General features: G+C 68.7%; 9 protein-coding genes. All 9 read right to left on the reverse strand.

Annotated features, from left to right (window positions below; translation table 11 throughout):
• Positions 1-2: 2 nt before the first annotated feature.
• Positions 3-8,630: an Ig-like domain-containing protein gene (locus HCU76_RS14715; protein WP_218509796.1), complete on the reverse strand. Its 8,628-nt coding sequence runs from the start codon at positions 8,628-8,630 to the stop codon at positions 3-5.
• Between the two features lie 208 nt (positions 8,631-8,838).
• Positions 8,839-10,128, reverse strand: coding sequence for an ATP-binding protein (locus HCU76_RS14720; RefSeq protein ID WP_371319829.1), 1,290 nt, complete (start codon positions 10,126-10,128; stop codon positions 8,839-8,841).
• Entirely contained in the window at positions 10,125-10,820 is a 696-nt protein-coding gene (locus HCU76_RS14725; RefSeq protein ID WP_218509797.1) for a response regulator transcription factor, read from the reverse strand. The genes HCU76_RS14720 and HCU76_RS14725 overlap by 4 nt, the downstream gene beginning before the upstream one ends.
• Before the next feature lie 46 nt (positions 10,821-10,866).
• On the reverse strand, positions 10,867-11,334 hold the full coding sequence (locus tag HCU76_RS14730) for a DUF4260 domain-containing protein (RefSeq protein ID WP_218509798.1): 468 nt from the start codon (positions 11,332-11,334) through the stop codon (positions 10,867-10,869).
• Positions 11,327-11,782, reverse strand: a complete 456-nt coding sequence (locus HCU76_RS14735; protein ID WP_218509799.1) for a Spy/CpxP family protein refolding chaperone — start codon at positions 11,780-11,782, stop codon at positions 11,327-11,329. The genes HCU76_RS14730 and HCU76_RS14735 overlap by 8 nt, the downstream gene beginning before the upstream one ends.
• 133 nt (positions 11,783-11,915) lie before the next feature.
• Positions 11,916-13,715, reverse strand: coding sequence for a phosphoenolpyruvate--protein phosphotransferase (ptsP, locus tag HCU76_RS14740; protein WP_218509800.1), 1,800 nt, complete (start codon positions 13,713-13,715; stop codon positions 11,916-11,918).
• 82 nt (positions 13,716-13,797) lie between these two features.
• Positions 13,798-14,067 carry an HPr family phosphocarrier protein gene (locus tag HCU76_RS14745; protein ID WP_213958437.1) on the reverse strand — a complete coding sequence of 90 codons (270 nt, stop codon included), beginning with the start codon at positions 14,065-14,067 and terminating at the stop codon, positions 13,798-13,800.
• Positions 14,036-14,491, reverse strand: a complete 456-nt coding sequence (locus HCU76_RS14750) for a PTS sugar transporter subunit IIA (RefSeq protein WP_213958436.1) — start codon at positions 14,489-14,491, stop codon at positions 14,036-14,038. The genes HCU76_RS14745 and HCU76_RS14750 overlap by 32 nt, the downstream gene beginning before the upstream one ends.
• A gap of 308 nt (positions 14,492-14,799) precedes the next feature.
• A complete protein-coding gene (locus tag HCU76_RS14755; protein WP_213958435.1) occupies positions 14,800-15,360 on the reverse strand; it encodes a hypothetical protein in 561 nt (186 codons plus the stop codon).

Genomic DNA, 15,360 nt, shown 5'->3' on the forward strand with positions numbered 1-15,360 from the left:
GCTCAATCCAGCGCCAGCGCGACGGCTTCCTCCTGCCAGGCCAGCGCCGCGAGCAGCTCCGGATCGGCCGTCGAAGGCCTACGCATGGCCAGCGCCAGTTGCGCCGCGAAGTCCAGCGACGCCGTCTTGCCGCCAGCCTTCGGCGTGTCCTTGCCGGCCTTGTGCTCGACAGTCTTGCCGAGCTGCCGCATCTCGCCGCCGTTGAAATCGATCTCGATGACATGCGAGCGCGACGCGCCGTTCCTGCGCTCCACCGTGATGCGAAGTTGCAGGCGTTCCGTGCCGGCCGGACGATCGATGGCGATGTAGCCGCGGCCATCGGTCCGGATCCACGCAGGACGCGCCGACCCGTTGCCCATGGCCACCTGAACCTGCGTGATGGGCGACTTGCCGGACGCTGGCTGGTCGTTGACGTCGATCCAGACCTGCTGCTCGACAGCGTAGAGTTCCAGCCGAACGTCGGCGGTGCGCAAGGACATGATCGAGCGCGGCGCGACGTCGAAGCCGTCGCGCGCACGCAGCCCGAGGCGATCCGCGACCCGGTCGCGCTGCACGCCGTCCTCGCCGAGGCGCCACGGACGATCCATGCCGACGCCAGCGCGCAAGGCCGGCTCCATTGCCAGGTCCGGTCCGGCACCGCCGAGCCAGGCGATGTCGTTCACGACGCCCAGGATCACGCCGGACGCAGGGGGAGGCAGTCCGCCGGCACCCTCGAATGAAGGCGCCTCCTCCGGCGCATAGACGAAGGGATAGTCGCCAAGGTACAGGTTCGGCAACTCGACATGCAGCGTCAACGTGCCGGCCGTGAAGCCGCCCCTGCCATCCGCCACGGTGAAGTCGACCACCAGGTCGCCGGTGAAGTCCGGGACAGGCTTGAAGCTGTAGCTGCCGTCGGCGTTGACGGTGAGCGTGCCGACGCCGTCGATCACCAGCGGCACGCCCGCGGCCACCGGCCCCGGCACACCCGCGACGTAGAAGTTGCTGATCGTCAAGGAGTCGCCATCCGGGTCGCTGTCGTTCGACAGCAGGCCGTTGCGCGCACCCACGTCCAGGCTGCCGCCGGCGGTCACCGTCGCGGCCTGGTTGGCCACCACGGGTGGTTCGTTCACCGCCTTCACGGCGATGACGAGGCTGGCAGTGGTTTCGCCGCCGTCACTGTCGGCGACCGTGTAGTGCACACCCGGCACCGCCCCGCTGAAGTTGGGCGCCGGCACGAAGCTGTAGCTGCCGTCGGCGTTGATGGTCAGCACGCCGACACCGGGGATGTCGGTGGGTTGGCCTGCCGCGATCGTGCCCGGCAGGCCATCGACCGCATAGCTGGCGACGTGCAGTGCATGGCCTTCGGGATCGCTGTCGTTGGCCAGCAAGCCTGGGCCCGCGACGACCAGCGGCGTGTTCTCGTCCGTCGAGACCGTCTCGCCCGCCACGACCGGCGGCAGCGTCGGCACGTCCGCGAAACCCAGCGTCGATGTGGCGGTGTCGATGCCGTCGCTTACCGTGACGCTCGCGCCGGGCACCGGGCCGCGGTATCCGGGCGCCGGCGTGAAGATGTAGCGCCCATCCGAGTCCAGCGTGAGGGTCCCCACGGGGTTGCCGCTGTTGTCCTTGATCGAGGCTGTCGCGCTGCCGCCGGCGGGCACGGTGAATGTCTCGGGCACGCCGTCGCCATCCGTGTCCACGCTGAAGGCGGTGACCGTCAGCGGGTCGCCGTTGGGGTCGATGTCGTTGGCGATGACATTGCCGCTGACCGGCGTGTCGGGAACGATGGCGACCGGCCCGTCGTTGCCGGGCGCGGGCGGCGCGTTGGGCACGTCGGCGAAGCTCAGCGTGCCGGTGTCGGTCTGGAGGCCATCGCTGACCGTGTAGCTCGAGGCGGGCACCGGTCCCCTGTAGCCCGGCGCCGGGGTGAAGGCATAGCTGCCGTCGGAGCCGATGACGAGTGTGCCGAGCGGATGATTTCCGGCATCGGCGAGCGGCACCTCGACGCTGCCGCCCAGCGGCACGGTGAAGACCTCCGGCGTGCCGTCGCCGTTGGTGTCCACGGTGAACTGCGTGAGGGTGAGCGGGTCGCTGTTCGGATCGGTGTCGTTGGCGAGCGCATTGCCGGACACCGGCGCGCCCGGCAGGGTCGGCACCGGCCCGTCGTCGACGGCCACTGGCGGCAAGTCCGGCACGTTGGCGAAGGTCAGGAATGCGGTGTCGTCGTTGGTGCCGTCGCTGACCGTGAAGCTCACGAGCGGCACCGGCCCCTGGTAGCCGGGCGCCGGCGTGAAGGTGACGGAACCGTCCGAGCCGAAGTCGAACGTGCCGATGGCGCGCTGGCTGGCATCGGTGGCCGGCACGCTGATGGTGCCGCCGCCCGGCGGGAAGATCAGCGCATCGGGCTTGCCGTCGCCGTCGAGGTCCACCGCGAACTGCGTGACCGTGAGCGGATCGCCGTTGGGGTCGGTGGCGGTCGTGAGGACGTTGGCCGACACGGGGGTGTCCGGCGCGGTCGGCAGCGGCCCCAAGGCCTGCGCCACCGGCGGCGCGTCGGGCACGTCCGCGAAGCCCAGGATGCCGGTGTCGGTGCTGCCGCCGTCGCTGGTCGTGTAGGTGGTCGCGGGCACCGGGCCCTTGTAGGTGGGCGTGGGCGTGAAGGTGTAGTCGCCGGTCGATGTGATCGTGAGCGTGCCGATGGGGGTGCCGCTGCTGTCGGTGAGGTTGGCCGTGATGCTGCCGCCCGGCGGCACCGTGAAGACTTCGGGCGTGCCGTCGCCGTTGGTGTCGATGCTGAACTGCGTGACCGTCAGCGGTTCGTCGTTCGAGTTGATGTCGTTGTCGAGCATGTTGCCCAGCACCGGCGCGTTGGGCGACGTGATGATCGGACCGTCGTCCACCGCCACCGGCGGCGCGTTGGGCACGTTCGCGAAGCTCAGCGTGCTGTCGGCGGTGGTGGTGCCGTCGCTCACGGTGTAGGTCGTCACGGGCACGGGGCCCTTGAACAACTCGTCCGGCGTGAAGGTGAAGGCGCCGTCGGAACCGATGGTGAGCGTGCCGATCGGGTTGCCGGTGGTGTCGCGCAAGGTGGCGGTATAGCTGCCGCCCGGCGGCACGTCGAAGCTCACCAGCGCGCCGTCGGTGGCGACCGTGAACTGCGTGACCGTGAGCGTGTCGCCGTTCGGGTCGGTGTCGTTGGTGAGGACGTTGCCCGACACCGGCGTGTTCGACGCGGTCGGGATCAGGCCGTCGGCCGTGGCGACGGGCGGCCGGTCGGGCACGTCGTCGAAGCTGAGCGTGGCGGTGTCGGTGGCGCTGCCGTCGCTGAGGGTGTAGGTCGTGACTGGCACCGGCCCTTTCCAGGCCGGGTCGGGCACGAAGCTGAACGCGCCGTCGGAGCCCAGGGTCACGGTGCCCACGGTCTTGCCGACGTTGTCCTTGACTGTCGCGGTGGCGGTGCCGCCCGTTGGCACGGTGAACACGTCGGGCGTGCCGTCGCCGTCGATGTCGACGCTGAACTGCGTGACGGTCAGCGTGTCGGCGGTGTTGGGGTCGGTGTCGTTGGTGAGCACGTTGCCGGACACCGGCACGTTGGCGACCGTGACGAAGGGTCCGTCCGCCGTGGCGACGGGCGGCGCATCGGGCACGTCGGCAAAGGACAGCGTGCCGGTGTCGGTGGACACGCCATCGCTGACGGTGTAGGTCGTGGCGGGCACCGGGCCCTTGTACGTGGGAGCGGGCGTGAAGGTGAATGTTCCATCCGAGCCGATCACCATCGTGCCGAGCGGGTTGTGGCTGGCGTCGAGGATGTTGATCGGCACGCTGCCGCCGGGCGGGACGGCGAACGGACCGTCGGGCGTGCCATCGCCGTTGGTGTCGATGGTGAACTGCGTGACCGTCAGCGGGTCGCCGTTGGCGTCGGTGTCGTTCGTGAGCAGGTTGCCCGTCACCGGCGTGTCGTGCGCCGTCGCCACCGGGCCATCGTCCACCGCGACCGGCGGCACGTTGGGCACGTCGGTGAAAGCCAGCGTCGCCTCGCCGGTCAGGGTGCCGTCGCTGACCGTGTAGCTCGCGACAGGCACCGGCCCGCCCCAGGCCGGGTCTGGCGTGAACGTGAAGCTGCCACCGGAACCGATGGTGAGCGTTCCGATGGCCTTGCCGCTGGCGTCCTTGATGGGCGCCGTGAAACTGCCGCCCGGGGGCACCGTGAAGTCTTCGTCCGTGCCATCGCCATCCACGTCGATGCTGAACCGCGTGACGGTCACCGGGTCGCCATTCGGGTCGCTGTCATTGGGGAGGAGCACGCCGTTCACGGGCGTGTTCGGCACCGTGGTGAAAGGCCCGTCGTTCGCAGCCACCGGCGGGGCATCGGGAACGTCGTCGAAGCCGAGCGTCGCGGTGGCTGTGCTGATGCCGTTGCTGATCGTGTAGGTGGCGACGGGCACCGGCCCCTTGTAGCCAGGGTCCGGCGTGAAGGTGTAGTCGCCGTTCGCGCCGATGACCATCGTGCCGATCGCCTTGCCGGTGTTGTCGGTGAGCGGCGTCGTGGCGCTGCCGCCCGGGGGCACGGCGAAGACTTCGGGCGTGCCGTCGCCGTTGATGTCCAGCGTGAATTGCGTGACCGTGATGGGCGGGCCGACGCCCGCGATGTCGTTGTCGAGGACGTTGCCGGACGCCGGCGTGCCGGGCTCGGTCGGCTGCGGACCATCGTCCTGGGCCAGCGGAATGTCCGACACGGTGACGTTGGCGGTGCCCGTCCCCTGCGCGCCCGACGGGTCCTGCACCACATAGTCGAACTGGCCGGTGCCGACGAAGCCCGGCGCCGGATTGAAGATCAGGTCACCGTTGGCGGCGACGTGCACGCTGCCGCCGGCCACCGGGATGTCCTGCGCCGCGCCGGGCGTGAGCACGACACCATTGATGGAGAAGATCGTCAGCGTGTCGCCGTCGACATCGGTGTCGTTGCCCAGCAGGTCGACGGGCACCGGCGTGTCGCGGGGCGTGCCGATGTCGTCGTCGCCGGCCACCGGTGGGTCGTTGACCGGGGTCACCGAGAGGGTCAGCGTTCCGTCGGTGGTGTCCTTGCCGTCGCTCACCGTGTAGGAGACGAGGGGAACGGGGCCGTTGTAGTTGGGCTCCGGGGTGAAGCTGTAGCTGCCGTTTGCGTTGATGACGAGCACTCCCACGCCGGGGATCGTGGCCGGGCTGCCGGCGGGCGTGGTGCCGATCAGGCCGGGCACATTGAATTCGACGATGGTCAACGGGTCGCCGTCAGGGTCGCTGTCGTTGCTCAGCAGGCCGCTGGCGGCCGGCACGATCAGCGGCGTGTCCTCCGTGGCTGTGCCCGTGTCGTTGACGGGTGTCGGCGGGTCGTTCACCGCGGTGACGGTCAGCGTCAGCGTCGCGGTGCTGGTCGCCACGCCGTCGCTCACCGTGTAGGTGGCCACCGGCACAGCGCCGTTGTAGTTGGGCGCGGGGGTGAAGCTGTAGCTGCCGTCGGGGTTGATGGTGAGCACGCCCACGCCGGGGATGGTGGCCGGGCTGCCCGCGGTGATGATGCCGGCCACGCCGGGCACCGTGAAGCTGGTGATGGTCAGCGTGTCGCCGTCAACGTCGGTGTCGTTGGCGAGCAGGCCGGTCGCCTTGGGCACCACCAGCGGCGTGTCCTCGGTGGCGGTGCCGGTGTCGTTGGCGGGCGCGGGCGGGTCGTTCACCGAGGTCACGGAAAGCGTGAGCGTCGCGGTGGTCGTGACCTGGCCGTCGCTGACCGTGTAGGTGGCGACGGGCACCGGGCCGTGGTAGTTGGGCGCGGGCGTGAAGCTGTAGCTGCCGTCGGCGTTGATGGTGAGCGCGCCCACGCCGGGGATGGTCGTGGGGCTGCCCACCGGCCGGGTGCCGCTGATGCCCGCGATGGTGAAGCCGGTGATGGTCAGCGTGTCGCCGTCCACGTCGGTGTCGTTGGCCAGCAGGCCGCTGGCCTTCGGCACCACCAGCGGGATGTCCTCGGTCGCGGTGCCGGTGTCGTTGGCGGCCACCGGCGGATCGTTGTCCGCGGTGACCGTGAGGGTGAGCGTGGCGGTGGCGCTCACCAGGCCATCGCTCACGGTGTAGGTGGCCACCGGCACCGGGCCGTTGTAGTTGGGCGCCGGCACGAAGCGGTAGCCGCCGTCGGCATTGATGGTGAGCACGCCCACGCCGGGAATCGTGGCCGGGTTGCCCGCGGTGATGGTGCCGGCCACGCCGGCCACGGTGAAGCTGGTGATGCTCAGCGTGTCGCCATCGGGATCGACGTCGTTGGCCAGCAGGCCCGTGCTGGCCGAGACCACGAGCGGCGAGTCCTCGGTGGCCGTGCCGGTGTCGTTGACGGGCACCGGCGGCCGGTTGGGCGGCGCGACCACGTTGAAACTCTCGGTGGCCGTGGCCTGCCCGCCGAAGCCGTCGTCGACCGTGTAGTCGAAGCTGGACGGCCCCACGTAGCCCGGCGTGGGGATGTAGGTGATGGTGCCGTCGCGCGCCACCTGCACCGTGCCATGCAGCACCGGAATGTTCTGGATCAAGCCCGGCGTGATGGTGACGCCCGCGATGGCGCTCACGCGCAGCACGTCGCCATCGGCATCGCTGTCGTTGACCATCGGGTTGAGCACCAGCGAGCCGGTGGTGACCGCGAACACGCCGTCGTTCACCGCGATGGGCGGGCTGTTGGTCAGCCGGCCAGCGCTGCTTGCAAACGCATCGGAACCGGAAAAGGCGCCCAGGTTGGTATTGGGCACCGCGGTGGCCTTGCCCGTCGTCAGGTCGAACTTGTAGACCTGGCCGGTGGTCGTGGAAATGCCGTAGACACTCCCCGTCGCGTCGGCATACATGCCGCCGAACGCGCCGTTCACGCCGGTGGCGCCAATGACGATGGTGGCGCCCGTGGTGCGGTCGATCGAGACCAGCCCTATGCCCGGCGCCACGCCATAGAACTTGTCGTCCGCGGCCCGCCATGCGATGTCCGCGATGTTCGGGGTGGCCCCGGGCGTGTTGAAGGTGATCGAGCGCACATACGTATTTGTCGTGACGTTGATGGCGTGCAACTCCTTGGAAGTCCCGTTGAAGGCGTACAGCAGCCCATCCGGGCCTATGTCCCCCGCGATGAAGGCGCCCGCAAATGTGGAAGGCGCGCCGGCGGAATTGATCGGCCCTACGATGACGGCCGACCCATCGGAGCCGATGCGCACGAGGTTGGCCTGGTTGATGCCATACGCATAGCCATCCGCCACGTTGAAGCCCACGGCGTTGTAGCCGAAGCCATTCGACGGCGCGGTGACAAAGGTTGAACTGCCAAGCGCGATTGTCACCATCTGCGTGTTGGAGGCATTGATGGTGCCGTAGCCATCGGTCGAGTTGATGAAGCGCGGCTGCTTGGTGCCGCCGATGGTCGAGACGCGCGCCGCAGAACTGCTGGTGCCGTCGCTCAGGACGAAGCTCACGGTACGGTTGCCCACCACGGCACTGGCCGCGGCCACGTCGTTCTTGTAGCCGATGTTCGACATCAGCGCGTTCAGGTCGGCCGTGGGAATGTTGCCGCCGCCGTCGCGCGTGACGGTGATCTGCGTGCCGTCGAAGTCGACCTTGAAGGTCGTCCCCCCGGCCGCGATCAGCATGGGCGCGTGCGCGACGCCGTCCATCCGCACGTACTTGGCGCCATTGCCCAGGCCGAAGGTGATGCTCTCGTTCACGCCGTTGGCAAAGCCCGCCATCGTGAGCGTGAGGCTCTTGATGTCGCCATCCGCGTCGGCGGCCGACACGTCGGTGTCCGTGATGCGCGTCGGAAAAGATCCGCCCGGACCGGATGCGATCTTGAAGCCGCCTCCGCCCACGCCGGTCGAATTGTCGGCATCCAGCGTCAGCGTCGGCGCCGCGGCCAGATGGTCCCAATCGGGCGCCGCGATCGGTTGGGCCTCGATGTTGCCCACATGGCTTTCCAGGGTCCAGTCGCCGCCCAGCGATGCCGCGCCGGTGGCGTCCTTGGAAGCGGCCACGTCGGCCCCCGTGATGCCCGCCAACACCTGCATCGCCCGCTGACCATCCGCGCCTTCGGCGAAGTCGCAACCGTAGATGAGGATGTCGCCGTTGGCGGACAGGCTGCTGCCAATGGCCGCAAGCACGTCGCGGTATTCGCCCTGCATGCTCGTGTCGGTGAGGATGTCCCGGCCAAGGTGCAGCTCAGCTTCGCCGCCATGGCTCACGATCTGTATGGAGGCAATGTTGCTGCGGCCTTGCAGCGCCTGCGCGATGGTCTGCAAGCCATCGGCACCGGGCTCGATGAAATGCACTTCGGCAGCGGGGCCAAGCGACGCCACCAGGGCCTGGGTGTCGGGCAGGGTGCGGTCGATGAAGTAGACGTTGACCGGCGGCGGGGGGGCAACGAACTGCGCACTGACCTGCTGCAACGCATGGACCAGGTCGGCACTGGCCGCAGCGGCGTCAGGCACTTCGGCGGCGTGAGCCGCCTCGACCACCTTCACGGCCGAGGCCGCCGTGGCGGCCGTGGCGGCGTCCAGCAACACACGCGGTTCCAGCGCCTGCAACCAGAGGGATGACGGTGCCTCGCTCGCGAGCGAGGTCAGCGCCCTTTGCTGCTTCCGGGGATGCGAAAACCAGGCCATACGCGTCCTCCTCCGAATGAATTCGAGTTCGACCCACCATGCTTTCGATGACCCGAACCGTCAAGGCGGCCCGGCATGAAAGGGCGGTCGCACGCTCGCGAGCGTACGCCAAAAACCGATCGCGAATGTCCTTCTGAAATACACGGACCCGTACCTCACTGCAATGCAGGAAGTCCGTTCGCCGGATCGCGAGCCTCGCGCGATCGCGTCACGCAAGCCGCACGGCAATGGCCAGACCGGGATGCGCATTGCGCACTTCCAGCGAACCGCCGTGCGCTTCGGCAACCAGTCGGCACAGGTACATGCCCAGGCCCACGCCGCCGGTGGCGCGCTGCCGTGCGCTGTCGGTGCGATAGAACGGTTCGGCCAGGTGCTCGAGCTGCGCGTCGTCCACGCCAGGACCGAAGTCGCGAACTTCGAGGCGCACGCCTGTGCCTTCCGCTTCCAGCAAGACGCGCGGCGGCAGTGCCGCACCGGCGCTGTAGCGCAAGGCGTTGTCGAGCAGGTTGCGCACGAGCAGGCGCGCCCGCGTGCGGTCGAGCGGGCGTGGCGGCAGGTCGGCGGCAAGTTCGAGCGCGATCGACTCGCCGTGCGGCAACTCGGCCGCCACCTCACGAATGAGCGCCGCCAGGTCGACTGGCTCGCGCTGAAGCGCCGCATGCGGGCTCGCCAGACGCTCGCTTTCGAGCAGGTCGCTGATCAAGTCGCGCATCTCGTTGAGGTCGCGCAGCAGCGCGTCGCGTTCCGCGGCGCCTTCGGGTGCATCGGGCAGCAGTTCGGCATTGAGCCGTGCGCGCGTCAGGGGCGAGCGCAGTTCGTGGCTCAGCGCCAGCAACAGCGCGCGCTTGGCGTCGAGCATGCCCTGGATGTCGTGCGCCATGGTGTTGATGCGCTGGGCGAGGTCACCGAGATCGTCACGGCGCCGGACGGGAATGGGCTGCGCGAATTCGCCGCGCCCGAAGCGCTCCGCACCTTCGCGGATGTCGATGAGCGGCCGAAGCAGTCGGCTCACGGCCGCATAGACGAGCACGACGAGCAGGAGCAAGGCGGCCAGGGTGAACCATCCGATGGCATGCGGCGCGCCCTGCCAGATGCGCGGCGCCCAGCCGAACACGATGCGATGGCCGTCGGCGGTGGGCCGCACGAACCAACGATCTTCGGAGAGTCCGCGCTCGTACCGCCAGGGGCCGGTCTTCTGGTCGGGATGCGAATCCCAGTTCACGGCCGGGCCCATGATCCGGATGCTGATCGGCAGCCGCTGTGTCAGCGCCTGCGCGCGCGCCACGTCCGGTGGCGTGCCGATCTCCGCGACGAGCCGGTCGGCGTAGTCGGTGAGCATCGGCCGCGCGGCCTCGGCCCAGCCGCCGGAGAACGACTTCTGCATGCCGAAGATGAACACGCCCGCCATCAACAGCGCCAGCACCAGGAACCACATGACGAGGCGCACGCGCAAGGAGCGCCTCCAGCGCCGCCTGCCGCTGTGCGCGCCGCGCCTCACGCGCCCTCGCCGCGCGCGACCGCCAGCGTGTAGCCCGCGTTGCGCAGTGTCTTGATGCAGTCGAGCGGTTCCAGCTTCTTGCGCAGCCGACTCACGACGATGTCGACCGCGCGGGTGTACAGGTCGGCCTCGTGACCCCGAAGGCGGTTGAGGATGTCGTCGCGACTGAACACCTTGCCGGGCTCGGCGGCGAGCAACGCCAGCAACTCGAACTCGGTGCCGGTGAGCTCGACTTGCCCGCCCTGGCGCAGCACTTCGCGCCGGTCCAGGTCGATGGTCAGGCCATCGAAGACAAGGCGCTGCGCCGCAGCCGCCGGACCGGCGGGACGCGCGCGTTGCCGCCGCAGGATGGTCTGCACGCGCGCGACCAGTTCGCGCGGCTCGAATGGCTTGGGCAGGTAGTCGTCGGCGCCGAGTTCGAGGCCGACCACGCGGTCCATCACCTCGCCGCGCGCGGTGAGCATCACGATCGGGATGTCGCTTTCGCCGCGGATCTGTCGGCACAGCGCGAAACCGTCCATCTCGGGCAGCATCACGTCGAGGATGGCGGCGTCGTAGTGCGTTGCGCGCAGCTTGGCCAGTCCTTCGCTCGGCCGCGTCGCGTTGTCGAGCACACAGTCGAATCGCGCGAAGTAGGTCGCGAGCGGCGCGGCCAGGTGCTCGTCGTCGTCGATCAGGAGGATGCGCGGCATGGCGGGATTGTGACGGCGCAGCGGCGTCGCCGCCCCACTCCAATCCTCACCAGGCATCGCGCTTACCGACTTGGCCCAGGTGCGTGGCGCCGAAGCCGCTGCCGTACTTGAGGCCATAGCCCAGCATGCGGTCGAACCCGATGTGCGCCATCCACACCAGGCCCAGCGCCAGCACAGCCGGTTGCGCCGCGAGCGCGCCGAATCCGATCAGGGCGGCCGGCCCGACATACGAATGCGCCGCGTTGTAGAGCAAGGCCCCCGTACGCGCACCCGCCAGGTAGCCGAGCAACGAAAGGTCCGGCACAAGGAACCACAGCGCGAAAGCGCTCCAGCCGGCGCCGACCTGGTCGTAGGCGACGAGTGCACCGGCCAGCAGCACGACGCCCTCGAGGCGCAGCAGTGCGCGAACACCGCCGCGCACGGCGCCGGGCAGCACCGCCGGTTCCACCGTCGTAACGCGCTGGCCGACGCGGCCCCAGCCGGGCAAATCCCGAAAGCCTGCGGCCTCAGCCACGATGGCCCCAGCGACGGCCGCGGTCCATGAACTCGCGGACCTTCTGCTGCTGTGACGGATTCAGGCCGTCGAAGAAATCAGCCGCGGCGGCGATGACTTCCGGGCTGCCCGCGCGCAACGCCGCAGTCTTCTCGTCGACCAGCTTGCCAGCACCCGCCTGGTCCAGCTTGTCGCCGGCAAACAGCGCCTTGAACTGCGCCCGCGGGTCGCCGCTGCCGCGCATCGCCATGCGTTGGGCGTGCAGCTTGTCGGCCAGCACGTTGAGCTTCTGCTTCTGCGCGCCGTCGAGTTCGAGCTTGCTGCTGACGCGTTCGACCACCTTGGCCCGGAACTCGGCCGAATCGCCTTCGCCCCAACCGTGACGATGGGCCGCGCAACCCGCGATGCTGCCGACAACCAGTGCGCCGCCGAAGAGGCCGAAAAGAGAACGTTTGATCCAGTGCTTCATGAGACTTCCCGTGTGTGTGAATGAGGAAGCCTGATGGTGCGGCCGTGGCGCCGCGCAGTCCTTTCGCCGCGGTATCGCTGTGTTTCGTTTTATTGCGACGCGGCAAGCGGGCGCCGCGACTTCGACGGCGGGCTCAGCGCGCCAGCATCGCAGCCGGGCTGTCGGCTTCCAGCACCTCTTGCGCCCACGGCACCAGCTTGGTGGTGTCGGCGCGCAGCACCTCCTGCTTCACGGTCAGGATCTGCGACGGATGCATCGAGAAACTGCGCAGGCCCAGGCCCAGCAACAGTCGCGTGAACAGCGGGTCGCCGGCCATTTCGCCGCACACGCTCACGCCCTTGCCCTGGCGCCGGCATTCGGCAATGGTGTCGGCCACCAGCTTCAGCACCGCCGGATGCGCGGGGTCGTAGAGGTGGGCCACGGCCTCGTCCGTGCGGTCGATGGCCAGCGTGTACTGGATCAGGTCGTTGGTGCCGATCGACAGGAAGTCGAAGTACTTCAGGAAGGTCTTGAGCGTGAGCGCCGCGGCCGGAATCTCGATCATCGCACCCAGCTTCACGCTGCCGTGCACCACGCCGCGGTTGTCGAGCTCCGCACGCGCGAAGTCGATCAGCGCCAGCGTCTGCCGGATCTCGCTGGCATGCGCGAGCATCGGAATGAGCAGATGGATCTCGCCGTGCGAGGCCGCGCGCAGGATGGCGCGCAACTGCGTCAGGAACATGGCCGGGTCGGCCAGGCTCCAGCGGATCGCGCGCAGTCCGAGCGCCGGGTTCAGGTGCTCCTGCTTGCCGGCGGACTTGCCGTCGAGCGGCTTGTCGGCCCCCACGTCAATGGTGCGGATCGTGACCGGCATGCCCTGCATGCCCTCGACCGCGCGCTTGTAGGCCTGGTATTGCTCTTCCTCGTCGGGAAGACGGGTCTGGCGCGGCGTCTCGCGGCCCATGAACAGGAACTCGCTGCGGAACAGCCCCACGCCGACGGCGCCGGCCTTCACCGCGCCGAGCGTGTCCTCGGGCATCTCGATGTTCGCCAGCAGGTCCACGCGCTCGCCGTCCAGCGTCACCGCCGGCTTGTGGCGCAGCCGCGAGAGCCGCCCGCGCTCGAGGTCGCCCTGGCGCTGCTTGAAGCCGTATTCGGCCAGGATGATCGGCGACGGGTCGACGATCACCACGCCCGCATCGCCGTCGATGATGACCCAGTCGTCCTGCCGCACCAGTTGGCTCGCGGTTCGCGCGCCGACCACGGCCGGGATGTCCATGCTGCGCGCCACGATCGCGGTGTGCGAGGTACGCCCGCCGACATCGGTGACGAAGCCGGCGAACACGCTCTTCTTGAACTGAAGCATGTCGGCCGGCGACAGGTCGTGCGCGATCAGCACCAGCGGCACGTCGACGCCGTCGCCGGCGGTCGGATCGTCCTCCCCGTCGTCGCTGCCGGTCGAGCGCTTGCGCCGCGGCGGGGTCGGCGCGAGCACGGCGGCCGTGCCCTTCATGCGATGCAGCAGGCGCTCCACCACCTGCTCGAGGTCGGCCTTGCGTTCGCGCAGGTACTCGTCTTCCATTTCGTCGAACTGCCGCGCGATGATTTCCAGCTGCGTCGTCAGCGCCCATTCGGCGTTGTAGAGCCGGTCGGTGATCCAGTGCTTGACGCCATCGCTGAGCGCCTCGTCCTGCAGCAGCATCTGGTGCACTTCGAGCAGGGCGGAAAGCTCGTGCGGCGCTTCCTTCGGCCCCATCTGCGCGATGTTGGCCTGCAGCTTGACCAGTTCCTCGGCCACCGCCTTGCGCGCCGTGCGCAGTCGCCCGATCTCGGTCTCGACCTCTTCAGGCTTGATGAAGTAGTGGGCAACGTCGATCCGGCTCGACACCACCAGCACGGCCCTGCCTATCGCGATGCCGCGAGCGACTGGTAGACCGTGGACCGCGAAGGTCATATGCCGGCGCCGGGACGCTCCAGGCCGGCCGCGCCCACGCGGGGGCCGGCGATGACACAGGGTGCAATGCGTGCTGGCAAGGTTATTCGCCTTCTCCGAACTTGTCGTCCATCAATGCCACGAGGGCGTTCATCGCTTCTTCTTCGCGCTCCCCGCTGGTTTCGATTTCCACCGTGATGCCCATTCCGGCAGCCAGCATCATGACACCCATGATGCTCTTGGCATTGACCCGGCGGTCGCCACGCGCCATGAAGACTTCGCACGGGAAACTGCCGGCCAATTTGGTGAATTTGGCCGAAGCGCGGGCGTGCAGCCCGAGCTTATTGCTGATGGTCACGGATTTCTTGATCACTGTGTTTTCTTCTCGCCTGATTCTGGGGTGCAGCCACCGCCACTTGCATGACACCGGCGTTGCCGCCCGCGATGGCGCGTTGCACCAGCGCATCGAGCGGTTCATGCCGGTAGGTGACCGCGCGCAACAGCATGGGCAGGTTGACGCCGGCCACGAGCCGCGAGCGCGTCCCGTCGATGAGCTTCTGAGCGATGTTGCAGGGTGTGGCGCCGAACACGTCGGTCAGCACCAGCACCTGCGAACGCGGCGCGTCGTACTGCTGCTCCAGCATGATGCGCGCGCTTGCCAGCGATTCCTCCGGTGGAACATTGGGCAGCACATCGAGCGCCACGATGCTTTGTTCGCAATCCGGAAAGACATGCAACGCGCACTGCCTCAGGGCCTGGGCCAGCGGTGAATGCGCGATGACGAAGATGCTGTTCATGCGGGGACGGTGGGTGGTCAACAATTATGCGGGGCCACCTTGAAACTTTCGCGGTAAGACAGCACGGGCCGTGCCCAAAACACACCGATCGTGCATTTGAACCGACCAAGTGTGTCGAATCCGGCACGCTGCATGCGCCTGGTGAGCCAGGGAGGCTCTGAATTAGTCCTCCGTGGACCGCGCATCCTCGGCTCAGGCGGTCTGCGGCGTTGCAAATCCTCGCCATAGCTCCGGCTATGGCTGCGGTTCGCGCCTTGCATCGCATCCCGAGCCTAGGCGCGCGCCCGCGGGGACTTTTTCAGATCCTCTTAACGCAGCCGCAGTCCATCAAAGAATGTGCCCGTGGCGTCGGCCGCCGACGGCCTGCCCAGCACGGTGGCCTGAAAGATCACCACGCCCCCATCGCGCTGGAACTGGGCAAACCACCGCACGCTGGCTTCGTTCGGCTTGCCGGCGGCATCGGCACCATGCGCCTCGATCTGCCACGGCGCGGGCCTGGGCGCGGCACGCACCACACTCACGGGAGACTCCTGGATCTGCCCCCCGGTGGCTGCCTGCCATTGCGCACGCGTGCTGGCGCGCCAGGCGTCGAGCCAGGCTTCTGCCTCGGCCACGTTGCCCGCACGCGCCGTCGCCACGGCAAAGGTGGCGTCGCCCGCCTCGCAGCCGGCCATCTGCACGGTGACCGTGGTGGCGGCGAGCGGGATCGTGCGCTCGGCGCGGTCGGGCTTGCAGGGCAGCAGCGCGGTCAGGTCGCCATCCGCCATCGGGACATCGCGCCAGTTGAAGGTCGGGCTGCATGCGGCCAGCAGCGCAAGGGCAGCGGCTGGCAGGAATATCCCTGCGGAACTAAAATGGCTTCGCCTCAT

The sequence above is a fragment of the Variovorax sp. dw_308 genome (assembly GCF_019207085.1).
GTDB lineage: Bacteria > Pseudomonadota > Gammaproteobacteria > Burkholderiales > Burkholderiaceae_C > Variovorax.